General features: G+C 67.8%; 23 protein-coding genes. 14 read left to right on the top strand and 9 right to left on the bottom strand.

Features of this window, described 5'->3' with window-relative positions; genetic code table 11:
* Window positions 1-54: 54 nt before the first annotated feature.
* Complete coding sequence (locus N0B15_RS07930) at window positions 55-774, top strand: hypothetical protein (protein WP_263019148.1); 720 nt, start codon at window positions 55-57, stop codon at window positions 772-774.
* Between the two features lie 6 nt (window positions 775-780).
* Window positions 781-1,644 (top strand): sulfite exporter TauE/SafE family protein, encoded by an 864-nt coding sequence (locus tag N0B15_RS07925; RefSeq protein ID WP_263019147.1) that lies wholly within the window; start codon window positions 781-783, stop codon window positions 1,642-1,644.
* A gap of 250 nt (window positions 1,645-1,894) precedes the next feature.
* Here the strand turns inward: N0B15_RS07925 and N0B15_RS07920 are convergent, their stop codons facing one another.
* Window positions 1,895-3,490, bottom strand: coding sequence for a pentapeptide repeat-containing protein (locus N0B15_RS07920; protein ID WP_263019146.1), 1,596 nt, complete (start codon window positions 3,488-3,490; stop codon window positions 1,895-1,897).
* Window positions 3,491-3,760: 270 nt separating this feature from the next.
* Here N0B15_RS07920 and N0B15_RS07915 point away from each other — a divergent pair, with 270 nt between their 5' ends.
* Window positions 3,761-4,315, top strand: coding sequence for a DUF7342 family protein (locus N0B15_RS07915; protein ID WP_263019145.1), 555 nt, complete (start codon window positions 3,761-3,763; stop codon window positions 4,313-4,315).
* Between the two features lie 208 nt (window positions 4,316-4,523).
* Here the strand turns inward: N0B15_RS07915 and N0B15_RS07910 are convergent, their stop codons facing one another.
* On the bottom strand, window positions 4,524-6,947 hold the full coding sequence (locus tag N0B15_RS07910; RefSeq protein ID WP_263019144.1) for a heavy metal translocating P-type ATPase: 2,424 nt from the start codon (window positions 6,945-6,947) through the stop codon (window positions 4,524-4,526).
* A 484-nt stretch (window positions 6,948-7,431) separates the two neighbouring features.
* Here N0B15_RS07910 and N0B15_RS07905 point away from each other — a divergent pair, with 484 nt between their 5' ends.
* On the top strand, window positions 7,432-9,822 hold the full coding sequence (locus N0B15_RS07905; protein ID WP_263019143.1) for a rhodanese-like domain-containing protein: 2,391 nt from the start codon (window positions 7,432-7,434) through the stop codon (window positions 9,820-9,822).
* On the top strand, window positions 9,822-11,120 hold the full coding sequence (locus N0B15_RS07900) for a Coenzyme F420 hydrogenase/dehydrogenase, beta subunit C-terminal domain (RefSeq protein ID WP_263019142.1): 1,299 nt from the start codon (window positions 9,822-9,824) through the stop codon (window positions 11,118-11,120). Before N0B15_RS07905 ends, N0B15_RS07900 begins: the two co-directional genes overlap by 1 nt.
* A 12-nt stretch (window positions 11,121-11,132) precedes the next feature.
* Here N0B15_RS07900 and N0B15_RS07895 read toward each other — a convergent pair whose 3' ends face one another.
* Both N0B15_RS07895 and N0B15_RS07890 read right to left on the bottom strand, forming a co-directional pair.
* Window positions 11,133-11,783 (bottom strand): helix-turn-helix domain-containing protein, encoded by a 651-nt coding sequence (locus N0B15_RS07895; protein WP_263019141.1) that lies wholly within the window; start codon window positions 11,781-11,783, stop codon window positions 11,133-11,135.
* 130 nt (window positions 11,784-11,913) lie between these two features.
* Window positions 11,914-13,074, bottom strand: a complete 1,161-nt coding sequence (locus N0B15_RS07890) for a TIGR04053 family radical SAM/SPASM domain-containing protein (protein ID WP_263019140.1) — start codon at window positions 13,072-13,074, stop codon at window positions 11,914-11,916.
* 126 nt (window positions 13,075-13,200) lie between these two features.
* Here N0B15_RS07890 and N0B15_RS07885 point away from each other — a divergent pair, with 126 nt between their 5' ends.
* The 3 genes from N0B15_RS07885 to N0B15_RS07875 are packed head-to-tail and all read left to right on the top strand — an operon-like array spanning window position 13,201 to window position 16,155.
* Window positions 13,201-13,524, top strand: coding sequence for an Htur_1727 family rSAM-partnered candidate RiPP (locus N0B15_RS07885; RefSeq protein ID WP_263019139.1), 324 nt, complete (start codon window positions 13,201-13,203; stop codon window positions 13,522-13,524).
* A complete protein-coding gene (locus N0B15_RS07880; protein ID WP_263019138.1) occupies window positions 13,521-14,762 on the top strand; it encodes a TIGR04347 family pseudo-SAM/SPASM protein in 1,242 nt (413 codons plus the stop codon). The genes N0B15_RS07885 and N0B15_RS07880 overlap by 4 nt, the downstream gene beginning before the upstream one ends.
* A gap of 28 nt (window positions 14,763-14,790) precedes the next feature.
* Window positions 14,791-16,155 (top strand): heme-copper oxidase family protein, encoded by a 1,365-nt coding sequence (locus N0B15_RS07875; protein ID WP_263019137.1) that lies wholly within the window; start codon window positions 14,791-14,793, stop codon window positions 16,153-16,155.
* A gap of 30 nt (window positions 16,156-16,185) precedes the next feature.
* Here the strand turns inward: N0B15_RS07875 and N0B15_RS18395 are convergent, their stop codons facing one another.
* Window positions 16,186-16,698, bottom strand: coding sequence for a DUF7998 family protein (locus N0B15_RS18395; protein ID WP_263019136.1), 513 nt, complete (start codon window positions 16,696-16,698; stop codon window positions 16,186-16,188).
* A gap of 161 nt (window positions 16,699-16,859) precedes the next feature.
* Between N0B15_RS18395 and N0B15_RS07865 the strand changes: the two genes are divergently transcribed.
* Window positions 16,860-17,219 carry a winged helix-turn-helix domain-containing protein gene (locus N0B15_RS07865; protein WP_263019134.1) on the top strand — a complete coding sequence of 120 codons (360 nt, stop codon included), beginning with the start codon at window positions 16,860-16,862 and terminating at the stop codon, window positions 17,217-17,219.
* 18 nt (window positions 17,220-17,237) lie between these two features.
* On the opposite strand, the gene N0B15_RS07860 is transcribed toward N0B15_RS07865, so the two are convergent.
* Window positions 17,238-17,552, bottom strand: a complete 315-nt coding sequence (locus tag N0B15_RS07860; protein ID WP_263019132.1) for a YbjQ family protein — start codon at window positions 17,550-17,552, stop codon at window positions 17,238-17,240.
* A 97-nt stretch (window positions 17,553-17,649) separates the two neighbouring features.
* On the opposite strand from N0B15_RS07860, the gene mce reads away from it, so the two are divergent.
* Entirely contained in the window at window positions 17,650-18,036 is a 387-nt protein-coding gene (mce, locus tag N0B15_RS07855; protein ID WP_263019130.1) for a methylmalonyl-CoA epimerase, read from the top strand.
* Here mce and N0B15_RS07850 read toward each other — a convergent pair whose 3' ends face one another.
* Window positions 18,037-18,513: an Ig-like domain-containing protein gene (locus N0B15_RS07850; RefSeq protein WP_263019129.1), complete on the bottom strand. Its 477-nt coding sequence runs from the start codon at window positions 18,511-18,513 to the stop codon at window positions 18,037-18,039. It abuts the gene before it with no gap.
* Between the two features lie 118 nt (window positions 18,514-18,631).
* Window positions 18,632-19,270 carry an FAD-dependent oxidoreductase gene (locus N0B15_RS07845; protein WP_263019127.1) on the bottom strand — a complete coding sequence of 213 codons (639 nt, stop codon included), beginning with the start codon at window positions 19,268-19,270 and terminating at the stop codon, window positions 18,632-18,634.
* A gap of 156 nt (window positions 19,271-19,426) precedes the next feature.
* On the opposite strand from N0B15_RS07845, the gene N0B15_RS07840 reads away from it, so the two are divergent.
* From N0B15_RS07840 to N0B15_RS07830, 3 genes are all read left to right on the top strand, one after another.
* The gene (locus N0B15_RS07840; protein ID WP_263019125.1) at window positions 19,427-21,178 is read left to right on the top strand and encodes a 2-oxoacid:acceptor oxidoreductase subunit alpha; all 1,752 of its coding nucleotides are present in this window, start codon (window positions 19,427-19,429) and stop codon (window positions 21,176-21,178) included.
* Window positions 21,175-22,041 (top strand): 2-oxoacid:ferredoxin oxidoreductase subunit beta, encoded by an 867-nt coding sequence (locus N0B15_RS07835; RefSeq protein ID WP_263019123.1) that lies wholly within the window; start codon window positions 21,175-21,177, stop codon window positions 22,039-22,041. The genes N0B15_RS07840 and N0B15_RS07835 overlap by 4 nt, the downstream gene beginning before the upstream one ends.
* Window positions 22,042-22,187: 146 nt before the next feature.
* Window positions 22,188-22,421 carry a hypothetical protein gene (locus N0B15_RS07830; protein WP_263019121.1) on the top strand — a complete coding sequence of 78 codons (234 nt, stop codon included), beginning with the start codon at window positions 22,188-22,190 and terminating at the stop codon, window positions 22,419-22,421.
* A gap of 23 nt (window positions 22,422-22,444) precedes the next feature.
* Here the strand turns inward: N0B15_RS07830 and N0B15_RS07825 are convergent, their stop codons facing one another.
* Window positions 22,445-23,104, bottom strand: a complete 660-nt coding sequence (locus tag N0B15_RS07825; RefSeq protein ID WP_263019119.1) for a DUF6517 family protein — start codon at window positions 23,102-23,104, stop codon at window positions 22,445-22,447.
* Window positions 23,105-23,202: 98 nt separating this feature from the next.
* On the opposite strand from N0B15_RS07825, the gene N0B15_RS07820 reads away from it, so the two are divergent.
* A complete protein-coding gene (locus N0B15_RS07820) occupies window positions 23,203-24,327 on the top strand; it encodes a pyridoxal phosphate-dependent aminotransferase (RefSeq protein WP_263019117.1) in 1,125 nt (374 codons plus the stop codon).
* Window positions 24,328-24,331 lie beyond the last annotated feature (4 nt).

Raw genomic sequence — 24,331 nt, 5'->3', positions numbered from 1 at the left:
TCCAGCCGGCCACACTCGAGCGGCCACACTCACGACCCGGACCCTGAACCAGCCATGACCAACAGCTCGGACACACCACCCCCGTCGGTACGTTCGTACGGCAGACGACTCCTCAGACAGGCCTGGCGAGACACGCTCAGCGTCTACTACGCCAACACGCCCATCTGGCGGACCCTGAAGAGCGGGGGGCTGCTCGTCTTCGGCTTCTTCTGCTGGTCGGCGGCGAGCCTGTTGCTCTCGTACCGGCCGGACTGGACGGTCCTCTGGTACGTCGCCGCCTACGGCTTCCTCCTCATCGTCTGGGGACCGCTGACGCACGCCGTGATCGTCCCGCTGGTGATCCGGTTGCGCCGAACCGGCGAGCACCCGCTCACGCGAGCGTTCACGCGACACGCCTCGAAGCTCAACCTCACGGTGTTTCTCGCCATCGTGCTCGTCCTCGGGACGTTCCCCGTCGCACCCATGACACTCGACTTCCAGTCCGGGCTGACCGGCGACTCGAGCCCGGACGTCGATCCCGACCTGCTGTGTACGGTCTCGGACGATCTCATCACGTGTCACCTCTCGTCCGACGAGGGCATCGACCACATCGTCGTCACGAGTGGCGGCTCGCACCTGGAAGTCGTCGACGACCCACCCTTCGCCTTCGAGATACGGGTCGACGACCTCGAGACGGTCGTCGGCCAGCAACGCTTCGACGTCGAACTGCGCGACGAGGACGGCGACCGCCTCCGCCGGTACACCAGAAACGCCGACGCGATCGGCACGTCCTGAGCACCGATGACCCAGACCACGATCCTCCTCGCCGACCAGGGACCGACCGTCTCGAGTACGATCGCTGCGATAGCGACCGCCCACGACCACTCGGCGACGTCCCCCGTGAGCGACAACGTCGACCTCCTGGTGATCGGTCTCGTCGGTCTCCTCGCGGGCGTTCACTGCCTCGGCATGTGTGGACCGCTCGTGACGGCGTACGCGGACCGGATCGGCGCCGCGCAGTCGACGGCCCACCGCGAGACGCTGACGCTCTACGAGGTCCGCCAGCACGGCCTGTTCAACCTCGGACGGACCGTCAGCTACGCGCTGCTCGGGGGGCTGTTCGGCGCACTCGGCGCGCTGGCGTTCACCACCGTCGACGCCGTCTCGGTGGCAGGCAACGGCGTCAGAGGCGGGGTCGGGATCCTCGTCGGCATCGCCATCATCTCGAGCGGTCTCTACTACGTCCGTGGGCGGCCGGGTCTGCCCCACGGGATTCCCCTGTTCGGGCCGCTGTTCTCCCGGCTCTCGATGGCCGTCGTGAGCCGCGTCGACCGGCTCGCGACCTCGCCCGGCATCGTCGGCCTGGGGGCGATCCACGGCCTGTTCCCCTGTCCGATCATCTACCCCGCCTACCTCTACGCGTTCGCCCTCGGCTCACCGAGCAGAGGTGCGCTCTCGCTCGCCGTCCTCGGTCTCGGGACGGTGCCGACGCTCTTTCTCTACGGGACGCTCCTCGGCTCGCTCAGCAATACGAACCGCGTCAGGCTCCACCGGTCTCTCGGCGTCGCGTTCGTCCTCCTCGGCTACATCCCCCTCCAGCACGGCCTGCTGCTCTACGGCATCCACCTCCCGCACCCACCGATTCCGTTCTACCAGCCGCTGTAGTGCGGTGGCACGCCTGGACGGATGCGTGAACTCGAGTGGGCGTCTCCGGTCTTCGTTCGTCGGCCGTCGCTCGAGGATGGCGGATTCGTGATCTTCCCATCACCTGCCGGGAACGTGCTGAATATCGCGTGCGTCTCCCACCGCCGGTGAGTTCGGTTACGTGACCCTCCGAGACGGTGGACTCGAGCGTCGACCCCTGCGCGGAGTTCGGAACCAACCGATCGGTGTCGGGTTCTGCATATCGCGGAAATCATCTCGAAGCACGACGCCCGAGGACGAACACGAGCAGAGCGATGAGGATGGCCCCGAAGGCGGTGTTGAGTGTCGCAATCGCTTGTCCCCAGCCGAGTGGCTCGTAATCGCCCATCCCCAGTGTGGTGAACGTGAGTGTGCTGAAATACAGCGATTCCAGGAACAACGCCGGCTCTTCAGCGATTCGGCTGTACGTGATTGGCTCCTCACCGACTGGTCTCAGCCACTCGCTCAGCGGATAGGTGAGTGCCATCGCAACGATGAACCCACCACTCCAGGCGATAATCCGCCAGGGGCTTTCCCCGTACAGCAGTGTCATGCGGGCCGTCTTCGCGCGGGCGTAGCGCAGTCCAGCGATCGACCGTACTTCGAGTGAGTGGAGCATCGATCGGGGAGATGATTGTAAATTGAGATTTTCCGAACCGTCTTCAGACTCCCCTCCGGTACTCCCGTCGCTGTCTCGTCGAGACCCGTTCAGGAGTGCCCTTTTGTACGAGTCCTTTTGAATATCCTGACGGCGGACGAAACACTGTGACTGTAAGCGCGTCTGCGCTGCCCTGCTCGCCAGTTCTTCGAGCGCCTGATAGACACTTTTGGCCTTGTCTTCGTTCGTTTCGTCGCTCTCACCAGAGTAGTTCGGGTCGTACACACAGCAGGATTTCGAGAAGATCGCAGCAAGTGTATGAGGTGAGTGTACACCATCATCGACTGGTGGTCCCAGGAACTCTGTCTCTGCGTCGATTCGAACGTCTCCGAGAAGGCTCCCGTAAAGCTTCGCGCCTCGGAGGCTACTCCCAAAAAGCGTCGCACGGCTCAGTACTGCTTCCTCGAGGTTCGCATTGTGAACGGTCGCGTTCCTCAAATTCGCTCCCGAGAGGTCCGCCCCCACGAGGACCGCATCCGAGAGGTCTGCCCCCAGAAGAACTGCACCCGAGAGATCAGCCCCCACGAGAAATGCATCCGAGAGGTCTGCCCCCGTGAGAATCGCGTTCGAGAGGTCAGCCTCTGTGAGAGATGCGTCTGAGAGGTCCGCCCCCACGAGGAACGTCTCTGAGAGGTCGGCTTCACTGAGGTACGCGCCTGAGAGGTCGGCTTCCCTGAGGTGCGCATCCGAGAGGTCGGTCTCACTGAGGTCCGCCTCCGAGAAGTCGACCTCACTGAGGTACGCCTCTGAGAGGTTGCTCTCCCTGAGGTTCGCACCCGAGAGGTCGGTCTCTCTGAGGTCCGCCTCCGAGAAGGTGGCTCTCCGGAGGGTTGCCTTCGAGAGGTCGCCATCACGCAGCGTGACCTTCTCGAAGCCGATGTTGTTCGCCATTTTCACCCCCGATAACTGTGCCCCATCGAGGGCTTCTGTCCGCACGTTACCATCGAATGGGGTCGTAATCGACGTCTGCTCTCGGACTTCAGGTGACGCCCTCGTTTCTCGTAGATCCTCGACGGATTTCGTAACCTGCTCCGGGTCTGCGTGCCAGACACAGTGGTCCGACCCGTCCACGGCTTCGCGCCAGCAACAGTTCTGATACCGCGGGTGGTCATCGAGTTCGTGCTCTTCGGGCCACGTGTATCCGCACCGTCCCGATGGCGGCCTACTCATACCCTCTGCTCTCAGTTCTGATATACAATTCTTCCTCTCAACCGTCCGCTGGTCGGACGTCGAGACCGATCTCGAGGACACCTTTCAGCGAGCCTGTAACGAAGATAACTCTCCACTGATGAGTTGAGAGATGTATTGATAGCCCAACACGAGTGTCAGAACATGGCTGCCGGAGTCGACTATGGCCTGACAATACCCCCATCGACGGGAGCGTACGATCCATATACACTGATGGTGAACTATTACTCATCTGACGCCCAAGCGGAACGGATGACCGACCAGACCCGTGAGTGGCCTGTTGACATCGATGGAGCGGAGCGCGTTCGTCACGTTGCGCAGACACAGACGACCCCCCGAGACGCGGAGTGGATCGCCGAGGAGGCGGACGTTTCGACGGATACGGCTGTGAAGTGTCTCACCTGGTTAGTCGACCAGTGGGACCTCGAGGTTGTAGAGACGACCGAAGGGACGTGCTACAAGCTCGACGGCGTCACGCACTTCCTTCGTACGGTTCGTTCACTCGCTGAAGAACACCCCGTCGAGGACCTCATCGAGGGGATCGGAGCGCTCAGCGACGAAATCGACGCGTGGAAAACCACGTACGAGGTCGACTCGCTCGAAGACCTCCGCCGGAGTACCGACAGCGACGAGTTCTCGGCCGAAGAACGTCGAGAGCGACTCGAGAGTGTCGGTGAGTGGGAGCACTTCGTCCAGCTTCGTGAGGCACACCAGATTGCCATCAGTCTCCAGACTTCGTTAGCCAGACTGCATACTGAACTCCACATCGAGGTCCAGGGGTCGAATTTCCTGCCACAGGACGGGTGAGGTGTCGAGAGATCGCCGAGAACAGGCGTCTCACGACGAGACCGGAGGGAACCTGTAGTGAACAGTTCTCCCGCCAGCGTTCTACTGTTCGTGTACGCGGGAACGCGCCCGCGTTCGTCCCGCCCGCGGCGGACACCTCGTGTGTCGTCTCCGTCCGATGCCGCGCTCGAGTCCACCGCCATCGAACGACTTCCTCGAGTCCGTCCGCTCACTCCTCGAGAACCGGCCGCGAGGAGTTCACCACGACGAGCAGGCTGCTCGTGGCCATCGCCACGGCGGCGAACAGGGGGTTGATCAGCCCCAGCGCCGCGAGCGGGATCGCGATGGCGTTGTACAGCAGCGCCCAGCCGACGTTCTCGCGGATGCGCCGCCGGGTGCCCCGCGCCAGTGCGAACACCGGGGGGACCTCGCGGAGGTCGCCGCTCGAGAGGACCACGTCGGCCGCGTCGGCCGCTCGAGCGGTGCCTCCACCCATGGCGATGCCGAGGTCGGCCGCCGCCAGTGCGGGCGCGTCGTTCGTCCCGTCGCCGACCATGGCGACGATGCCCTCTCCTCCGAGGCGGCGGACCGTCTCCGCTTTGCCGCCCGGAGGCACGCCCGCGAAGACCCGGTCGACGGCCGGGTGAGCGCGAACCGCGGCGGTCGCCGACTCGTCGTCACCGGTCAGGATGACGACCTCGAAGTCGGCGACCTCGTCGAGGACGGCCCGCCACTCGGCGCGCACCCGGTCGCCGACGACGATTACCGCACGCGCCCGCCCGCCGTAGCCGACGACGACGGGGAGTCTGCCCGCCGCTCGAGCCGTCGACACCGCCGACTCGAGGTCCTCGCCGAGTGGTCCGGCCATCCGCTCGACCAGTCCGGGCGTGCCGACGACGACGGCGGTCCCGTCGACGCGGCCGCTGACACCCTCGCCGGGGTGGCGCTCGAAGGCCGACGCGCTCGAGTGCTCGGTGGCCGGTTCGCCGTCGACTCGAGCGCGTGTGCTCGCGTGCGCTTCGCCGCCATCCGCCCGTACCGGGACCGCCTCGTCGGCGGCGTTCGTGATCGCCCGGGCGACCGGGTGTTCGGAGAAGCGCTCGACGGCGCTCGCCAGGGAGAGTGCGTCCGGGTCGCCGTGGAGTTCGAGGACGTGCATGTCGCCCTCGGTGATCGTCCCCGTTTTGTCGAAGACGAGCGTCTCGACGGCCGGAGCGGCCTCGAAGACGGCGGCGTTCGTGACGACGATGCCGCGCTCGAGGGCGTCACGGAGACCCGACGCGATGGCGAGCGGGGTCGCGAGTCCCATCGCACAGGGACAGGAGACGACGAGGACGGTGAGTCCAGAGAGCAGCGCCGAGGCGGGTGGTGTCCCCGTCGCGAGTCGGTATCCCGTGACGACGGTCGCGAGCACGAGGACGAACGGGACGAAGACGGTCGCCAGTCGGTCGGCGAAGCGCTGGACGCCGGGTGTCGAACTCTGGATCTCCCACAGCATCGCGGCGATCCGGTCGACCGTGCTCTCGACCGGGTCGCCGACGGTGACGACGAGCGGGGCGTCGGTGACGACCGCGCCGCCGATGACCTCGTCACCGGGTCCCTTGGTTACCGGGACCGACTCGCCGGTCAGGACCGACTCGTCGACGGCCGCCACGCCGTCGTCTACGCGTCCGTCGACGGGGAGTCGGTCACCCGGACGGACGAGCAAGCGGTCACCGCCCGCGAGGTCGGCGAGCGGAACCGTCTCGGTTCGGCCCTCACGGAGGCGCGTCGCTTCGTGGCACTGTGCGTCGGTTACGCTCGAGAGGAGGTCGGTCGCGCGGTGTTTGACCCGGCGTTCGGCGTACGAACCGAGGCTCACGACCATGATCACGGCGACCGAGACGTCGTAGTAGAGGTGGGTACTGCCCATCGTGAGTGCGACCGTGCTGTAGGCGTACGCCGAGAGCGCGGCGATGGAGACGAGCAGGTCGACGTTCGGCTGTCCGACGCGGAGGCTCACGTACGCCCCTCTGAGCGTGGGATAACCCGTGTAGAACAGGACGATGGTGGTCAGGACGGCGATGACGAGCATCGGAAAGTAGAGACCGACGGGGGTGTTCGAGTCGACGGTCAGAATCCCCGTCTCGATGCCGACGTAGCTCGGATACAGGTAGAAGAGGTACCAGGGCATGATCAACATCGCACAGAAACCGCCGATCAACAGCCGTTGCATCCGGTCGTCCGCCCGGCGGTACTCGTCGTGGTCGTCGTCCGGGAACCGGACCTCGTAGCCGAACCCGGAGAGACGCTCCGGGAGTGCCTCGAGTGACACGCGCTCGGGATCGTAGACGACCCTGGCGGTCTCCGTCGCGTAACTCGCCTCGAGTGAGCGAACGCCCGTCTCGCGTTCGGCGAGCAGCGCGACGAACCCCTCACACGTCGAACAGTGCATGCCGTCGACGACCAGAAACGCCTCCACGTAGCCGTCGGGAACCTCGCGGGTGGGCGACTCGCTCGCCCGCTCGCGGACGGCGTCGCGGCCGACCCCGTCGAGTTCCTCGAGCGAGCGTGCGACCTCGAGACAGCCGCGACAGCAGAACGACCCCTCCAGGTCCGCCTCGGTCAGCGGCGGTCCCGACACCGGCAGATCACAGAGTGAACAGATCGTCATACCCTCGTCTCGATGGTCACCTCGTGCGCGCGTAGGGGTGGTGCCGAAGGTGTTCGCCTCGGTGGCTGGACGTGGGAGGGAGCGACGCCTCACCCGGTCGCGTGGGAGCCGCACTGTGGCGGCCGGTGGCAAGAACTGCTGGTTCCGGTGACGGGCGGCGGCTCGAGCCACGGCCGGTCGACGGCGCTCGAGTCGTGCGGTTTTCCGCTCGAGGCGTATATAAAGACCAGTCGTATGGCGGGATACCTGTCAGTCTTCGATACTAGGCAGTCGCTACCGCTCTCCCGGAGCAGGGGAACGGTTTGCTCACAGAGGAAGGCGAAAGGTATCTGCTTCCAAAGAAGTCGGTGGAGATGAACACTGTGGACCCCCGGACGACGGCCGAGCGACCGGACACACGACCGACCGGCGGCGCGACGACCCAGCAGGGGAACGTGCCGCCGCGGGGACTGGCTCGAGGGGCGCACGGCCCACGGAGGCGTCGATGGGACTGAGCGCTCCCGTCGTCGTCTCACCCGAGTGGCTGGAGGCGCGACTCGAGTCGGTCACGCCGGTCGACGTGCGCCCGGAGCGGGCGTACGCCGACCTGGGTCACGTCCCTGGAGCGGTGAACGTCCCCGCCGAGCGGTTTCGAGAGCCCGGACGCGTCGCCGCCGGGACGCTGCCCGACTGGGAGACGTTTTCGGGCCTGCTCGAGCGGGCGGGGATCGGTCCCGACGACGCGCTCGTCGCCTACGACGACGAGGGCGGCCCGCTCGCCGCACGGCTGTTGCTCACCGCGGCCACGTTCGGCCACCGGGGACCGCTCTACCTGCTCGACGGCGGTCTCGACGGCTGGCGAGCGAGCTACCCACTCTCGAGTGATCCGCCAGCGCTCGAACCGACGAGCTACGAGGTCGAGCCACCGGCGGACTCGCCGTTGGTCGGCCGGGAAGCGGTCGAAGCGGCGGTCGACACCGACACCGTCATCGTCGACACGCGGACGCGAGCGGAGTTCGAGGCGTCCCACGTCCCCTCCGCGGTCGGTCTCGACTGGGAGGCGCTGCTCGACGAGGAGGGGTGGCTGAAGCCGCGAGCGGACCTCGAGCACCTGCTCGAGTCGCGCGGACTCGTCCCCGACCGGCGGGTCATCCTCTACTGTAACACGGCGCGGCGGCTGAGCCACACGTTCGTCGTCCTCGCCCACCTCGGCTTCGACGACCTCGCCTACTACGAAGGCAGTCTGACCGACTGGGTCAGAGCGCGCGCCCCGGCGTGGGACCCGCTCGAGCTGGCGGGGCAGGTTCGAGCCCACGCCGACGACGGCATCGAGGGGCTGGTCGACGCCTGCGGCGACGACGTACTCAGCCGGCTGAAGCTCGTCGGGCTCTACCACCAGAAACAGCCGGGCTACTTCATGCTCCGGACGAAGGTGCCCGGCGGCATCCTGACGAGCGAGCAGGCGCGCGTGATCGGACGCGTCGCCAGCGAGTTCGCCTGCGCGCCCGAGCGCTACGGTGCGAGCCGGCAGAATCCGATCTTTGGCGACGCCTACCTCGACCTCACCACCCGCCAGGACGTCCAGATGCACTGGATCCGACTCGGGGACGTCCCCGAGATCTGGGACCGGTACGAGGCGGTCGGGCTGACGACGCTGCAGGCGTGTGGCAACTCGGTTCGCAACGTCGTCAGCTGTCCCGCGGCCGGTCTCGACCCCGAGGAGACGCTCGACGTTCGCCCGCAGGTCGAGACCATCTCCGAGCGCTTCCTCGGCGACCCCGTCTACGGCAACCTCCCCCGGAAGCTCAAGGTGAGCGTCACCGGCTGTCACGAGAACTGCGCGCGCGCCCAGATCAACGACCTGGCGTTCACCCCGGCCGTCGACGGCGACCGACGCGGGTTCGCCGTCCACGTCGGCGGCGGTCTCTCCGACGGGCCGCGGCTGGCGAGCGACCTCGGCGTGTTCGTCGAACCCGAGCAGGTGCCAGCGGTGGTCGCCGCGACCGCCGAGGTGTTCAAAACCTACGGCAGCTACCTCGACACGGCGGTCAACCGCCTGCGGTACCTCGTCGAGGAACTGGGCGTCGAGCGCTTCCGCGAGGAACTCGAGCGTGCCGTCCCGTTCTCGTTCGACCCCGCTGGAGAGGCGGTCACGACCAGCTACCGGGGCGACCACGTCGGCGTCCACGACCAGGCCGACGGCCGCCACTACGTCGGACTGGCGGTTCCCGTCGGCCGACTGGCTGGCCGCGAGTTCGCGACGCTCGCCGACCTCGCCGACGCCTACGGTGCGGGCGAACTCCGACTCACGCCGAATCAGAACGCCCTGCTCCCCCACGTCGGGGCGGCCGACCTCGAGCCGCTGCTCGCGGAGCCGCTGCTCGAGCGCTACTCGCCGACGCCGGGACCGTTCACACGCGGCATCGTCACCTGTACGGGCCACGAGTTCTGCAGCTACGGCGTGATCGAGACGAAGAACCGGGCGGTCGGCTGGGCGCGCTCGCTCGACGCGTGGGCCGAGCGCTGCGGACTCGACGAACGCGAGGTGATCCGCCTGCACCTCTCGGGCTGTTCGGCCTCCTGTGCCCAGCCCCAGCTCGGCGACGTCGGTCTCCGAGGCGAGATCTACCGCGACGACCACCGGACGACGGCGGCGGTCGACGTCGGTCTCGGCGGTGACCTCGGTGCAGGACGGTTCGCCGACTGGATCGCCGGGCGGGTGCCAGCGGAGGCGGCACCCGAGGGGATCGGACGGCTCGTCCTCGCCTACGAGGCGGAGCGTCTCGCCGACGAGCGCTTCAGCGAGTGGGTCGACCGCGTGCCGAACGACAGACTGCGCGGACTGCTCGAGGGATACGGGGACGCCCCCGAGTCCTCGACGGCGGAGGTGCGCTGATGTCCGAAGACCGCTCGAAGCGAGCGGACGAGCCACGGCTACCTGGCGTCGGCGGCGATCCGCGTGAGTCGGTCGGTCCCGTCAGCGACCCCGACGGGAAGACCTGGTTCCGCGACCTCGACGAGGCGGTCGTCGAGACGGACCGGTGTATCCAGTGTGGCACCTGTGTCGCCGCCTGTCCCTCCGACTCGATCGGGATCGAGGAGGCGACCGGCCGCCCGACGCTCGTCAGGATGTGTACCGGCTGTTCGCGCTGCTGGGACTTTTGTCCCCGCAGCGGGCTCCGGTACGAGCGGATCGTCGACCTCGTCGCCCGCGACGCCGGTCTCCCCAGACACGGCAGGAACGAGGGGGCCGACGGGGCCGACGACTCCATCATCGTCGGTGAACCCTACGCCGCCCGCGCTCGCGACCGCAGCGAGCACGCCGCGGGCCAGGACGGCGGTGCCGTCACGGCGCTGCTCGCCGAACTGCTCGAGAGTGGCGCACTCGACGGCGCGCTCGTCGCCCGCGAGCGGGCGGACGAACCGCTCCGCGGCGAGGCGTTCCTCGCGACCAGCAGGGCGGACCTGCGCGAGGCGGCGGGCAGCGTCTACACCCAGACGATGCAACTCGGCCGTCTCGAGGAGACGCTCGAGGAAGCGGGTCTCGACGCGTCGGATGCCCGAATCGCGCTCGTCGGAACGCCCTGCGTGATCGAAGGAGCGGCCGCACTCGAGCGCTACGACTGGGCGGGCGAGAGCGAGCCGATCGCACTGACGGTCGCGCTGATGTGCACGCGGAGTTTCGAACACGAGCGCCTCCAGCAGGCGGTCGAGTCCCACGGCGTCGACCCCGCCGCGGTCGAGAAACTCGACGTGGATGCGGGCGTCCTCTACGCCGTCGACGCCGACGGCGAGGTCGTACTCGAGGAGCCGATCGGCTCGTTCGACACCGCCGCGCTGCGTGGCTGTCTCGAGTGTAGCGACTTCGTCGGCGGCGCGGCCGACATCAGCGCGGGCAGCGTCGGGAGCGGCGAGGGTTCGACGACGCTAGTGGTCCGAACCGAGCGCGGCCGACGGGCGTTCGAGCGCGCGAGTGCCGGTCTCGAGACGGCCGCGCTCGCGGAGACCGGCGCGCTCGAACGCATCGCCGACTGGAACCAGCGACGTGCGCTCGAGGCGTTACCCCGACGGTTCGAGCCGCGAGGCTCGGTCGGGATCACGTACGAGCAACACCGGGCGGCCTACGACGGCACCGACCGGGAGCCGGAGGCGCTCAATCCGGCCCGGGTCCACCAGTACGAAGAGTGGTGTTGAGCGGCCGGCCGCTCAGTAGGTCACCAGCGCGTCGAGGAGTTTTCGCTGGGCGGCCGCGAGGTGTTCGCTGAACGTCGAGCGCGAGATGCCGAGTGCTGCGGCGACCTCGCCTGCGTTCGCGCCTTTCGGGTACTCGAAGTAGCCCATCTCGTGGGCGGTCTCGAGCACCTCGCGCTGGCGGTCGGTCAGCCAGCGCCGGTCGATCAGGAGGAGGTCGCCGTCGGCGTCGCCGCCGGACTGGATCAGCTGGCGGACCCGTACCGTCCCGAACGCCTCGCGCAGGTCGCGGACGAGCGCCGAGAGTTCGGCGACGTCGGTTGCGTAACACGAGACGATCAGCGCGCCCTCGCTCGCGCGGACGTCCGAGACCGGCCAGCCGAAGCGCTCGATGCAGGTACAGACGCAGTCGTCGTCGGGATCACGCGAGAAGCGGTAGACGGTGTGTGCGTCGAGGTCGAACACCGGCTCACAGCCGAGGTCCGCCGGGAGCGACTCCTCGGCTCCGCGCTCGAGGGCGAACTCCTCGACGAAGCGGCCGTCGGCGTCGGTTCCGGCGGTGCGGGTGACGCCCTCGACGGTGGTGTCACCGGCTGCCGTGGCCATCGCGACCGGGCAGTCACCCGGCGACTCGATCTCGATCTCCGCCCGGATCGCCCCGGTCATCGCACACCACCGCCGTCCGTGTGCCGGATCACGTCCAGGGTGAGCGCCTGCACTCGAGTCTGTACCTCGTGGGTTCTCGTGGTCGGTGCAATCGGAAATGTGTGTGTCGGGAGCATGGTGTTGGGACGGGTCAGTCGGCGTCTGCGGCCGTCGGTTCGGGAGCGGGGGCGTCGGTCTCCTCCCAGGGGAGCGGGCCGTCGTAGTCGGGTGGGACGTACGGACAGAGCGGGTCGCTCTCGAGCGGGTCGCCGGTGTAGGCGTAGGCGCGCGAGCGGCTGCCGCCGCAGACGGCGCGGTAGGGACAGTGGCCACACTTCCCGCGGAGGCGCTCGCGCTCGCGCAGGGCGCGAAAGAGCGGTGACTCCCGGTAGCAGTCGGTGATCGGCGTCTCGCGGACGGAGCCCGCCGACTCGGGGAGGAAGCCGGAGGGGTAGACCTCGCCGGTGTGGCAGACGAACGCGAAGCCGTCACCGGCGAGGATACCGCCGCGGCGGCGAACACCCGCTGGGGGACGCTCTGGACTCTCGCTGCCGCGAGCGTCCCGAGGGGTCTCGGCCTGCGCCGCTCGCTCGAGGACCACCCGGCGGTAGTGGGGCGCTTCGGTGGTCTTCACGCCGAAGGGGTCGGTCTCGGCCACCTCGGCGAGCCAGGCCATCACGCGCTCGGCCTCGTCGGGCGTGACGGGGTCGAGCAGCCGCCCGCGGCCGACGGGGACGAGGAAGAAGACGCTCCAGAGGACGGTCTCGAGGTCGCGAACGAGTCGCCTGACCGCGGGCAGGTCGTCGACGGTCGCCCGGCAGACGGTCGTGTTCACCTGGACGGAGAGCCCGGCGGCCTGTGCGTCCTCGATGGCGCGAACCGTCGCCTCGAAGCTCCCATCTTCGCCGCGAAAGCGGTCGTGGGTCGCGGCCGACGCGCCGTCGAGGCTGAAGGCGACCCGCCGGAGACCGGCGTCGGCGAGCGCCGCGAGTCGGTCGGCGCTCAGTGAGTCGGTGCCGCTGGGAGTGATCGTCATCCGCAGGCCGAGGTCGGTGCCGTAGCCGACCAGTTCCTCGACGTCGTCACGGACGAGCGGGTCGCCTCCCGAGAGGACGACGAGCTGGCCCTCGCCGAACTCGCGGAGGTCCTCGAGCAGGGCCCGCCCCTCGGCCGTGGTCAGTTCGTCGGGGTGGCGCTGCGCTCTGGCGTCGGCCCGGCAGTGCTCGCAAGCGAGCGCACAGGCCTGTGTCAGCTCCCAGATACAGACGAGCGGAGCCGTCGCGGTGTCGAGGTGACCGGGCGGTGAGGACATCGTCGTCGTCCCGTCGGCGCTCGAGGACAATGACGCTCCGGCGTCGTTCCCGTGTCGCGGGAACCGGCCCGAATACGTTCACCACGAGAGCGATGGCTCGCGGTGGCGAAGCGGCCGACGAGACCTATGCACGAGCGTCCCCCCTCGAGCGGAGCGCGGGCGCGAGCGACGACGCACCCACAGTGGGAAGTGTTCGTTCGCGAGCGCCGAGACGGCCCGCTCGCCCACGCCGGGAGCGTGAGCGCGGCGAACGGCGAGGAAGCGCTGGCGTACGCCACGGAGCTGTTCGAGTGGTGTGCGCTCGACCTGTGGGTGTGTCCGGCCGCCGCACTCGAGCGCGCGTCGGCGCGCCCGCTCTCGATACGCGCGGTGACGAGCGACGAGCGAGACGACACGCCGACATCCACGGCCCGGCCGAGCCGCGACTCGAGCGAGGTGTCGGAGCCGTGATCTCGATCAGCAGGCTCCTCTGTGACCTCGACGCCGCCGGTGACGGGCTCCGCTACGACGCGGGGGCGGATTCGAGTGTCCCACAGATCGCAGCCGAGAAGCAGCGTCGCCCGGTCGTCGTCTGGAACGCGACCCGGCGGTGTAACCTCGCGTGCACCCACTGTTACGCCGCGGCACAGACCGAACCCGCACCGGGTGAGTTCACAACCGCCGAAGCGCGCGCCTTTCTCGAGCAACTGGCCGCCTACGACGTGCCCATCGTCCTCTTCTCGGGTGGAGAGCCGCTCGTCCGTGGGGACGTCGTCGACCTCGTCGCCTACGCCGCCGACCTCGGTCTCCGGCCGGTGCTCTCGACGAACGGGACGTTGCTCACCCGCGAGCGGGCCGTCGCCCTGCGCGAGGCCGGACTCGAGTACGCGGGCGTCTCCGTCGACGGGCTGGCCGAGCGAAACGACGCCTTCCGGGGACGCGATGGCGCGTTCGACGCGGCGGTCCGAGGGATCGAAACCTGTCTCGAGGTCGGGCTGAAGACCGGCTTGCGTTACACCATCACCCGGGCGAACGCGCCCGACCTGGAGGACGTCGTCGACCTGCTCGTCGACGTTGGCGTCGACCGCTTCTGTTTCTACCACCTCGACTACGGCGGGCGCGGCCGCGACATCGTCGACCTCGACCTCACCCCGGACGAGAAGCGCGCCGCGGTCGAACGCCTCTGTGACCTCACTCTCGAGTACCACGACCGGGGCGCGGAGATCGAGACGTTGCTCGTCGGCAACTACGCCGACGCCGGCTTCCTCGTCGAGTACGCCCGCGAGCGGTTCGGTCCCGAGCGGGCGGCACGAGTCTCCGAGTACCTCGCACGGAACGGCGGCGACCCGACCGGCGAACGCATCGCGGACGTCGACTACGAGGGCAACGTCCACCCCACACAGTTCTGGCAGGAGTACAGCCTGGGGAACGTCCGCGACCGCCCGTTCGGCGAGATCTGGGACGACGAGTCGAACCCCCTGCTCGCCGCACTCAGAACGCGCGAGGAACGCCTCACCGGCCGCTGTCGCGACTGTCGGTACCGGCCGATCTGTCGCGGTGGCTCGAGGCTGCGCGCGCTGACGGCGACCGGTGACCTCTTCGGGCCCGACCCGCAGTGTTACCTCCGGGCGGACGAACGCCGCGGGGAGCGGCCGGTGGCCGACACACACGTGGACACAGCACGCAGCGAACGGGTTCGCAACCAGTGAGACGGTAGCAGGTCCCGTCTCTCGAGACATGCACACGCTTCCAGGTGGCTCACACACCGGCCACCGGCCGCCGATGGCGATTCCGCTCCGGCACGTGGTCGTCGCGTTCGTCTTTCTGTTAGCTGGACTGGGGTTGAGCCTGGTCTCTGTGGCCGTCGGCCTGCCGGGGCTACAGCGCGTCGCGCTCTTTCACACGTTCCTCCTCGGCTGGGTCTGCGTGACGATCATGGGGGCGATGACCCAGTTCGTCCCCGTCTGGTCCGGCCAGTCGATCCACTCGCGCCGGCTCGCAGTCGCACAGCTGTGGCTCGTCACCGGCGGTCTGGTCGGCTTCGTCGCCGCGGCACTCCTCGGCTCGCTGCTCGCTCTGGCCATCTTCGCGACGGTCGTCCTCGCCGGACTCTGGACGTTCGTCTACAACGTCGGCCGGACGCTCGCACCCGCGCGGCCGTTCGACGTCACCGAACGCCACTTCGCGCTCGCGCTCTGTTCGTTCGCCCTGCTCGCACCGCTGGGCTGGCTGCTCGCACTCGACTTCTCGCTCGCGCCCTTCGACCACCTCCCCGTCACGCGAGCGAACGTCCTCTTCGTCCACGTGACGCTCGCGCTGTTCGGAGCCGTCCTCCCCACCATCGTCGGCGCGCTCGCTCAGCTCTCGAAGATGTTCACCCAGCCACCCCCGAGTTCGCTCGAGACTCCCCTGTTCCGCCTCGAGACGGTCGCCCTCGGCTCCGGCGTCGGACTGTTCGCGCTCGGGCGCGGACTCGAGGCGGCCACCCTCGCCCGCCTCGGCGCGGGCCTGGTGCTGGTCGCACTCCTCGCCGCGACGGCCGTGCTCGTGCGGAACCTCGTCCGTGCGAGCGCCGCCTCGAGCCCGATGACGCGGCGCTACTGGGTCGTGGCCTGCTCGTTGGCGCTCTGGGGCGTCCTCACCGCGGTCGCGTGGGCCGAGTCACCGCTCGAGTACGGGACCCTCGCCGGCCACGAGGGGGCGAGACCGCTGCTGTTCGTCGGCGTCTTCGGCTTCGTCGTCGTCGGAACGCTCTACCACATCGTCCCCTTCATCGTCTGGCACGAGCGCTACAGCGACCGCCTCGGTCTCGAGCCCGTCCCGATGATCGACGACCTCTACTCGAGCCGACTCGAGCGGGCCGAGTACGTCGCGAGCGTGGCAGGGCTGGGCGCGCTGGCCGCTGGCAGCCTCTTCTCGCTGCCCGAGAGCGTGAGCGCGCTCGGACTCGGGCTGTTCGCCCTCGGTGCGACGGTGTTCGTCTGCAACGCCGTCGGAACGATCCACCGCCACAGTCCCGGGGGCGTCCGTGGCCTCTTCCTCGGTAGCGGCGACGAGACGGGGGCTGGCGAGCGCACGGAGGACGCGCTCGAGACCTCGTAGCCGGGAGCGAAGTGTGCTCGAGCGAGCCGTTCAGAAGAGCGACCGTCTCTGCCGGTCGACCGTGCCCGTCTCGAGGAACGCCGCCTCGAGTGTGTCGAGTTCAGCCGCGATGGCGTCCGCCTGGTAGTGGTCGGGGCTGACGCGGACGCGCACCAGGTCGTAGTCGTGGTCGTCACCCAGGCCGTTCCAGGCGCGAAACGACCCCTTCACTAGCGTCTCCGCCTGCGGACAGAAGGCCGTCGTCGGGGTGAACACCGCCCGGAGTACCGCCGGGTCGCCGGCGTCGACGGCGTAGCGAAAGCCCGCGTCGGGAAAGCGCCGGTCTCGGTTCAGCGCCGCCAGGTTGTACCCGAACGTCACGTCGTAGACGCCGCGACGCTCGAACAGTTCGTGGGTCAGGTCGTGAAACGCCACGTGGGCGTCGTCGGTCAGGACGTCGTGGCCCTCGAGAAACGGGCCGGGTTCGGGGAGGAGGTCGGCGTTCCACTCCGAGCGCTCCTCGAGGAAGTCGCCGCCGGTGTCGCCGCGAGCGAAGGGATTCATTCGACTCGAGGGTTGGGTTCGAGGAAACCAGTAGCCCACCCCGAACCCGTTCGCCCGCCGACCGAGGCCCCTCCAGACGGCCGTCTCTCGAGGGGGGTGCCGTTCCCACAAGCTGGGAGCGATCACCGGCACCTACGTCCCGAACGGAGAATAGATCCACTATGGGCACCTCGCCAACACAGCCGATCCAGTGTGCGATGAACGAACGACGAGGGTGTTCGCCGGCCCTGATCGTCGAGGCGCTCGCCGACGACCGCACTCGAGCGATCTTTCTGGCGCTCGACGAGCCAACGTCGGTCGAGACGATCGTCGAGGAACACGGGATTCCACAGAGTACGGCCTACAGAAAGGTCGAGGCACTGGCCGAGGCGGGTCTCGTTCGCGCGGCCGAGACGGATGAGAGTGGCTCGCCGACGCGGTATCTCTCCGCCGTCGACTGTCTCTCGATCACCTACGACGGGGCGACGCGAATCACGTGTACCAGAAGCGGGCTGACGCTCTCCTGTGAACTCGAGGAGTGACGCGCCCGGGGGCGACCGTCAGCGCAGGCGGACGGCCGTCCCGTAGGCCATCACTTCGGAGCCGCCGTCGGTGATCTGGGAGGTCTCGAGGCGGACGGTGACGACGGCGTCGGCACCCATCGCCTCGGCGTCGGCTTCCATCCGGTCGACCGCTTCGTCGCGGGCGGTCGCGAGCAGTTCAGAGTAGGCTTCGAGTTCGCCGCCGAAGACGTTGCGAAGCCCCTGGGTGATGTCGCGGCCGACGTTCTTCGCCTGTACCGTGTTCCCCCGCGCGACGCCGAGAACCTCGGCGATTTCTCGGCCCGGAACCGTTTCGGTCGTCGTGATCTCCATCGAGCGCGGCTACCCACTCGAGCGGCTTACTGTTATCGATTCGACACCAGCGGCGGTGAGCGCAACACTCAGGTGAGAACCCGACCCACCTCGAGCCATGCGCATCGATCACGTCGGTATCGCGACCGACGACGCCGCGGCGCTCGCCGAACTGTTCGCCGACCTCCTCGCCGTCGAGGTCGTCCACGAGGAGACGTTCGACGGCCTGCGCGTGGTCTTTCTCGACTGTGAGAACAGCCTCTTCGAACTCCTCGAGCCGGTCGACGACGAGGGTCCCATCGCCCGCTTCCTCGAGCGCCGCGGGTCGGGCATCCACCACGTCGCCTTCGAGACGGACGACGCCGCGGCGGCGCTCGAGCGCGCACGCGAGGTCGGAATCGAACCCGTCGACGAGGAGCCACGGCCGGGGGCGTGGGGTCACGAGGTCGCGTTCCTCCACCCGCGAGATACCGGCGGCGTGCTGGTCGAGTTCGTCGAGCACTGACTACCTCGTCCGTACGCTGACGCCGCCATCGTCGACGGAGACGAGCGTTTCGCCGCCACCGTCCGAACGCCGGACGCTCGTCTGGGCGACGGAGCCCGCCGTCTCGACGTCCAGGTCGTAGCCCGCCTCGTCGCCGACGAGTACCTCGAGTTCTCCACCAGGTTCGAGGTCGACCGTCTCGTCGAGTTCGGTGCCACCGTCTGCGGCCGTGACGGTGAGCGAGAGCGCTCGAGTGTCGTCGCCGACGTTCTCGACGGTGATCGTGAACGGTGGGTCGTCTGGGTCGAGGTCGCCGAGTTCGTAGCGCTCGAGTGCGTCGCCGTCGGCGGTGTCAGCCGGTTCGAGGTGGTCGCCTCCACCGTCGGAGGCGCTCGAGTCGTCTCCGGAACCGAGGGTCCCCGAACAGCCCGCGAGGACGACGGCGAGGCCGCTCCCGGAGAGGGTGGCGATGCGTGCGAGGGCCGGTCGTCGGCGCATAGACGAGGACTCCACGCTCGCGCTCAAACGTCTTTTTCACGGCTGAGAGACCGTCAGAAATCGATCGAAGTCCCCTGTTCGTCTGTGTTCGGCCGTGGTCGGCCCGTCGGACGAGCGCTCACCCGAAGTTCTCGATGAGCGCCTCCTCGCGGTCGCCACCGGCGTCGTCGATGGCGTCGGCGACGGCGTGGACGAAGTCGCTGAAGCCGAAGACGTAGTACTGGCCGTCCTCGAGGTGGGCCGTGACGGCGCTCGCGAGGTCGTCGTCCGCGTCTCCCTCGAGCACCGTCACCGTCGCGTCCGCCTCGGCGAGCAACTCGAGTCGGTCCTCGTGGGCGGGCGCGTCGTCCTGGTAGATCACGACGGCGCCGTGGCCGGCGGCGTGGGCCGCCTCGGCGATGGCGACGGCGGGACCGACGCCGGGACCGCCAGCGACGCAGACGACGTCAGTGTCGCCCTCGTAGGTAATCTCGCCGAACGGGCCGTCGAGGTGGACGGTTTCGCCGCCCTCGAGCGAGGCGAGCCACGGCGAGAGGTCGCCCTCGGGGTCGATACCGACGGTGATCTCGAAGGTGTCGTCGACGGTCGGTGAGGAGAGCGTGTAGTAGCGGGTGAACTCCTCGCCCTCGAGTTCGGTGCGGAGGACGACGAACTGCCCGGGGAGGGCGTCGAAGTCCTCGGGAGTCGTGAGTTCGAGGGCGACGGTGTCGGTGCCGACCTCGCGGACGCTGTCGACGGTGACGGGTGTTCCTTCCATCGGTTCAGAGATTCACCGGCCGGTCAAAAAGGCGTTCCCTTTTAGAGCGGATGTGACATTCACTACAATCAGTACAAACGATCCGGTGAAAATACCTGCGAGTCGGTGGGTGTTTCAGAAGCCTTTTCATAGGGGGAAGGCAACGTTCGCCGTAACATGGCTGAGGACCTAAACTGGGCGGTCGGAGGCGAAGCCGGTGACGGCATCGACTCTACCGGGAAAATCTTCGCCCAGGCACTCTCCAGAGCAGGACGGCACGTCTTCACGTCGAAAGACTTCGCGTCGCGGATCCGCGGCGGCTACACGGCCTACAAGATCCGGACCGCCGTCGACGAAGTACAGAGCGTCGTCGACCGCCTCGACATCCTCGTCGCCTTGACCCAGCGAACGATCGACGAGAACCTCGACGAACTCCACGACGGCAGCGCGATCATCTACGACGGTGAGCGCTCCTGGGAGGCGAACATTCCCGAGGAGATGACCGCCGTCGACGTCCCCCTCCGAAGCCTCGCCGAAGAGGCTGGCGGAGCGATCATGCGCAACGTCGTCGCGCTCGGGGCGGCCTGCGCGCTGACCGGCTTCGACGTCGAGTACCTCGACGAGTCGCTCGAGAAGCGCTTCGGCGGGAAGGGCTCGAAGATCGTCGAGAACAACAAGACGGCCGCCCGGATGGGCCGTGACTACGTCGAAGAGCACTACGACCTGGATCTCGGCTACGAACTCGAGACGACCGACGCGGACTACGTCCTGCTCAACGGTGACGAGGCGATCGGCATGGGTGCACTCGCCGCTGGCTGTCGCTTCTACGCCGGCTATCCGATCACGCCCGCGACGGCCGTGATGGAGTACCTGACGGGACGCATCGAGGAGTACGGCGGCCACGTCGTCCAGTGTGAGGACGAACTGTCGGCGATCAACATGGCGCTGGGCGGCGCCCGCGCGGGTGCGCGCTCGATGACGGCGACTTCTGGCCCGGGTATCGACCTGATGGCCGAGACCTTCGGCCTGATCGCGACCAGCGAGACGCCGCTCGTGATCTGTGACGTGATGCGCTCGGGTCCCTCGACGGGGATGCCGACCAAGCAAGAACAGGGCGACCTGAACATGACGCTCTACGGCGGCCACGGCGAGATCCCCCGGTTCGTCGTCGCCCCGACGACCATCTCGGAGTGTTTCTGGAAGACCGTCGAGGCGTTCAACTTAGCCGAGAAGTACCAGACGCCGGTCTACCTCGTCTCCGACCTGGCGCTCGCGGTCACCGAACAGACCTTCCCACCCGAGGCGTTCGACATGGACGCCGTCGAGATCGACCGCGGCAAGATCGTCGACGACGACACCGTCGGCGAGTGGCTCGACGACGAGGGCCGCTTCCGCGCCCACGCCAACACCGACGATGGGATCAGCCCCCGCGCGCTGCCCGGCACGGTCGACGGCGCACACATGTCGACCGGTCTCGAGCACGACGAACTCGGCCGGCGAACCGAGCGCGAGGACGAGCGCGTCGAGCAGGTCGACAAGCGCTACCGCAAGGTCGAGACGGCCAAACGCGAGGAGGACTTCTCCTGGCGCGAGTTCGGCGACCCCGACGCGGAGACGCTCGTCATCTCGTGGGGATCGAACGAGGGGGCGATCGTCGAGGCGATGGCGCTGCTCGAGGAAGACGACATCGACGTGCGGTTCCTCTCGGTGCCGTACATCTTCCCGCGGCCGGATCTGACCGAGGCGGTCAAGGCGGCAGAGGACGTGATCGTCGTCGAGTGTAACGCGACGGGGCAGTTCGCCGACGTCATCGAACACGACACGCTTACCCGCGTCAAACGCATCAACAAGTACACTGGTGTTCGCTTCCTCGCGGACGAACTCGCCGCGGAGATCCGCGAACAACTCACGACGGAGGTCCCAGCATGAGCTCAGAACAGGTCCGTTTCACCGACTTCAAATCCGACAAACAGCCGACGTGGTGCCCCGGATGTGGGGACTTCGGCACGATGAACGGCATGATGAAAGCCCTCGCCAACACCGGCAACGACCCGGACAACACGTTCGTCGTCGCCGGAATCGGCTGTTCCGGGAAGATCGGAACCTACATGCACAGCTACGCGCTCCACGGCGTCCACGGCCGCGCACTGCCCGTCGGCGCGGGCGTGAAGATGGCCCGACCGGACATCGAAGTGCTGGTCTCCGGTGGAGACGGTGACGGCTACTCCATCGGTGCGGGCCACTTCATCCACGCGGTCCGGCGGAACGTCGACATGACCTACGTCGTCATGGACAACCGCATCTACGGGCTGACGAAGGGCCAAGCCTCGCCCACCTCGCGGTCGAACTTCGAGACCTCGACCACTCCCGAGGGACCGAAACAGCCCCCCGTCAACCCGCTCGCCCTCGCACTCGCCTCGGGTGCGACCTTCATCGCCCAGTCGTTCGCGAGCGACGCGCTTCGTCACACCGAGATCGTCGAGGAGGCGATCGAACACGACGGCTTCGGCTTCGTCAACGTCTTCAGCCCCTGTGTCACGTTCAACGACGTCGACACCTACGACTACTTCCGCGACACCCTGGTCGACCTGAAAGAGCAAGACCACGACTCGAGCGACTACGACGCCGCTGCCGAGGTCATCCTCGACACCGAGAAGGAGTACCAGGGCGTCATCTACCAGAACGAGAACTCCGTGCCGTATCACGAACAACACGGCGTCACCGAGAATATGTCGGAGATTCCCGACGGCGCACCCGACGACGCGATGGACCTCGTCCGCGAGTTCTACTGAGCACGACCGGGTTCGAACCGTTTCGAGCGAGCACCCTCACGAGAGCGGACGCACCGGCCGCACCCGTGAGTATCGCGTCGGTCCCGCCGCTGGGGGGGTCTGGGCCAACCTTCATGTGTGTGAGTGATGTACAATCATTTATAATCATGAACTACAGGCTTCCCTCCTCGAGCGAGACGAAACGTGTCCCCTCAGAAGACGCTGCCGCGAGCACGGCTTACGAGGCGCTGACGGATGCTGGCTGTGAGTCGGTAGTGACGACGACACCCTACCAGACGAGCGGCACGTGGCTCGTCCCGGCGACGACCGACGAGGGCGAGTGGCACGTCCACATCGACCAGCGAAGTGGCTCGACGAAGATCGTCCGCGTCCGACGCTGAGCCAGGACCTCTCGACTCCGCTCTCACTCCTCGAGCGGGTGCTCGACCGACTCCAGCAGCGTCTCGAGGTCGACGCCCTCGTCGGGCAGCAGTCGGGGGTAGCCCCCGAGCAGGACGAGGATGTCGTCGTCGTGGTCGAACGTCGAGAGCAGGAGGACGATCTCGACCTCCTGGCCGTCGACGTCGGTGGTCGCGTCGTAGGCTTCGACGGTGCGTTCGGCGTCGAGGATCTCGAGACCGAACGTCTCGCGGTGTGAGACGTTCCGGAGACCGCCGTAGTTACCCTCGATCTCGCCGCGGACCTCCTCGAGTACCTCGCGGTTGTTCATGTCCTCGAGTGGGTTCATCGTCCGCCCGAGAATCTCCATCGACGGGAGCGAGACGGCCGCGAAGACCGCAGCCTCGCGTTCGACGCCGGCGATGGCGACCTCCTTTCCGTAGATCGCCGCCCAGATCGAGGCGTGGATCTCGCGCTCGACGCCAGCGGCTTCGACCGTCTCTTCGATCCGCTCCCAGTCCGCTTCCCCCTCTTCGTAGCCGGTCTCTGCGAGTGCGTCGTCGGTCGGTCTGACGGCAGCCGCCTCGAACTCGACGGGGTTTCCCCTGACGAGGTCGAGACAGCCCGCGCTCAGAGCGACGATTCCGGTGACACTACCGGCGAGAATCGCCCGTCTCGAGTACATGTGCGCCTACGAGTCAGCGGGCCCGTAAATCCGTTCCGGCCGCAGGGACAGGATGGCAACCAGCAAGGATTAACCGCCTCCGGCCCACCGGATCAGCTATGACGGAGTTCGCACACCGCGTCGAACAGGTGTCGATAAGCGGCATCCGGAAGGTGTTCGAGGCCGCAGGCGAGGACGCGATCAACCTCGGCCTGGGCCAGCCAGACTTTCCGACGCCTGCACACGCCCGCGAGGCGGCGATCGAAGCGATCGAGACCGGGCGCACTGACGCCTACACCTCGAACAAGGGGACGCTCGCGGTCCGCGAGGCGATTGCGGGCCGGTACGACGCCGACTACGGACAGGCGGTCGACCCCGAGGACGTCATCGTCACCGCCGGTGGCAGCGAGGCGCTCCACATCGCCCTGCAGGCACACGTCGACCCCGGTGACGAGGTGTTGTTCCCGGACCCCGGCTTCGTCTCCTACGACGCGCTGACGCACATCGCGGGCGGGACGCCGAAGCCGCTGCCGTTGCGCGAGGACCTCACGCTCGACCCGGCGACCGTCGAGGCGGCGATCACCGACGACACCGCGGTGTTCGTCGTCAACAGCCCCGCGAACCCGACCGGCGCGGTCCAGAGCGAAGCCGACGTGCGCGAGTTTGCCCGCATCGCCGACGAACACGACGTCCTCTGTCTGACCGACGAGGTCTACGAGCGCATCGTCTTCGACGGCGTCCACCGCTCGCCGTTCGAGTTCGCCGAGAGCGACAACGTCGTGGTCGTCAGCGCCTGCTCGAAGACCTACTCGATGACCGGCTGGCGACTCGGCTGGGTCGTCGCCTCGAACCGCCGGATCGAGCGCATGCTCCGCGTCCACCAGTACGGCCAGGCCTGCGCCTCTGCCCCCGCCCAGTACGCCGCCGAAGCCGCCCTCACCGGCCCACAGGACTGTGTCGAGGAGATGGTCTCCGCGTTCGAAAACCGCCGCGACGTCGTCTTAGACGGTCTCACCGACGCCGGACTCGAGGTCCCCACCCCACAGGGAGCCTTCTACGCCATGCCGAAGGTACCCGATGGCTGGTGTGACGAGGTCATCGACCGCGGCGTGGTCGTCGTCCCCGGCGAGGCCTTCGGCGCGAACGGCGCGGGCTACGCCCGCCTCTCCTACGCCACCGGCATGGACGAACTCGAGGAGGCCCTCGAGATCATGCGCGAGGCGACTCGCGCGCTCAGCCGGTAGGCCG

The sequence above is a fragment of the Natronobiforma cellulositropha genome (assembly GCF_025629245.1).
Taxonomy (GTDB): domain Archaea; phylum Halobacteriota; class Halobacteria; order Halobacteriales; family Natrialbaceae; genus Natronobiforma; species Natronobiforma cellulositropha.
The sequence above is the reverse complement of the archived record's forward strand: the minus strand, read 5'-3'. Positions and strand labels throughout refer to the sequence as shown.

Excerpts from the sequence above, each read along its gene's own strand:
- N0B15_RS07930 (WP_263019148.1), top strand. The coding sequence starts at position 55 with ATGACCAACAGCTCGGACACACCACCCCCGTCGGTACGTTCGTACGGC.
- N0B15_RS07925 (WP_263019147.1), top strand. The coding sequence starts at position 781 with ATGACCCAGACCACGATCCTCCTCGCCGACCAGGGACCGACCGTCTCG.
- N0B15_RS07920 (WP_263019146.1), bottom strand. The coding sequence starts at position 3,490 with ATGAGTAGGCCGCCATCGGGACGGTGCGGATACACGTGGCCCGAAGAG.
- N0B15_RS07915 (WP_263019145.1), top strand. The coding sequence starts at position 3,761 with ATGACCGACCAGACCCGTGAGTGGCCTGTTGACATCGATGGAGCGGAG.
- N0B15_RS07910 (WP_263019144.1), bottom strand. The coding sequence starts at position 6,947 with ATGACGATCTGTTCACTCTGTGATCTGCCGGTGTCGGGACCGCCGCTG.
- N0B15_RS07905 (WP_263019143.1), top strand. The coding sequence starts at position 7,432 with ATGGGACTGAGCGCTCCCGTCGTCGTCTCACCCGAGTGGCTGGAGGCG.
- N0B15_RS07900 (WP_263019142.1), top strand. The coding sequence starts at position 9,822 with ATGTCCGAAGACCGCTCGAAGCGAGCGGACGAGCCACGGCTACCTGGC.
- N0B15_RS07895 (WP_263019141.1), bottom strand. The coding sequence starts at position 11,783 with ATGACCGGGGCGATCCGGGCGGAGATCGAGATCGAGTCGCCGGGTGAC.
- N0B15_RS07890 (WP_263019140.1), bottom strand. The coding sequence starts at position 13,074 with ATGTCCTCACCGCCCGGTCACCTCGACACCGCGACGGCTCCGCTCGTC.
- N0B15_RS07885 (WP_263019139.1), top strand. The coding sequence starts at position 13,201 with ATGCACGAGCGTCCCCCCTCGAGCGGAGCGCGGGCGCGAGCGACGACG.
- N0B15_RS07875 (WP_263019137.1), top strand. The coding sequence starts at position 14,791 with ATGCACACGCTTCCAGGTGGCTCACACACCGGCCACCGGCCGCCGATG.
- N0B15_RS18395 (WP_263019136.1), bottom strand. The coding sequence starts at position 16,698 with ATGAATCCCTTCGCTCGCGGCGACACCGGCGGCGACTTCCTCGAGGAG.
- N0B15_RS07865 (WP_263019134.1), top strand. The coding sequence starts at position 16,860 with ATGGGCACCTCGCCAACACAGCCGATCCAGTGTGCGATGAACGAACGA.
- N0B15_RS07860 (WP_263019132.1), bottom strand. The coding sequence starts at position 17,552 with ATGGAGATCACGACGACCGAAACGGTTCCGGGCCGAGAAATCGCCGAG.
- mce (WP_263019130.1), top strand. The coding sequence starts at position 17,650 with ATGCGCATCGATCACGTCGGTATCGCGACCGACGACGCCGCGGCGCTC.
- N0B15_RS07850 (WP_263019129.1), bottom strand. The coding sequence starts at position 18,513 with ATGCGCCGACGACCGGCCCTCGCACGCATCGCCACCCTCTCCGGGAGC.
- N0B15_RS07845 (WP_263019127.1), bottom strand. The coding sequence starts at position 19,270 with ATGGAAGGAACACCCGTCACCGTCGACAGCGTCCGCGAGGTCGGCACC.
- N0B15_RS07840 (WP_263019125.1), top strand. The coding sequence starts at position 19,427 with ATGGCTGAGGACCTAAACTGGGCGGTCGGAGGCGAAGCCGGTGACGGC.
- N0B15_RS07835 (WP_263019123.1), top strand. The coding sequence starts at position 21,175 with ATGAGCTCAGAACAGGTCCGTTTCACCGACTTCAAATCCGACAAACAG.
- N0B15_RS07830 (WP_263019121.1), top strand. The coding sequence starts at position 22,188 with ATGAACTACAGGCTTCCCTCCTCGAGCGAGACGAAACGTGTCCCCTCA.
- N0B15_RS07825 (WP_263019119.1), bottom strand. The coding sequence starts at position 23,104 with ATGTACTCGAGACGGGCGATTCTCGCCGGTAGTGTCACCGGAATCGTC.
- N0B15_RS07820 (WP_263019117.1), top strand. The coding sequence starts at position 23,203 with ATGACGGAGTTCGCACACCGCGTCGAACAGGTGTCGATAAGCGGCATC.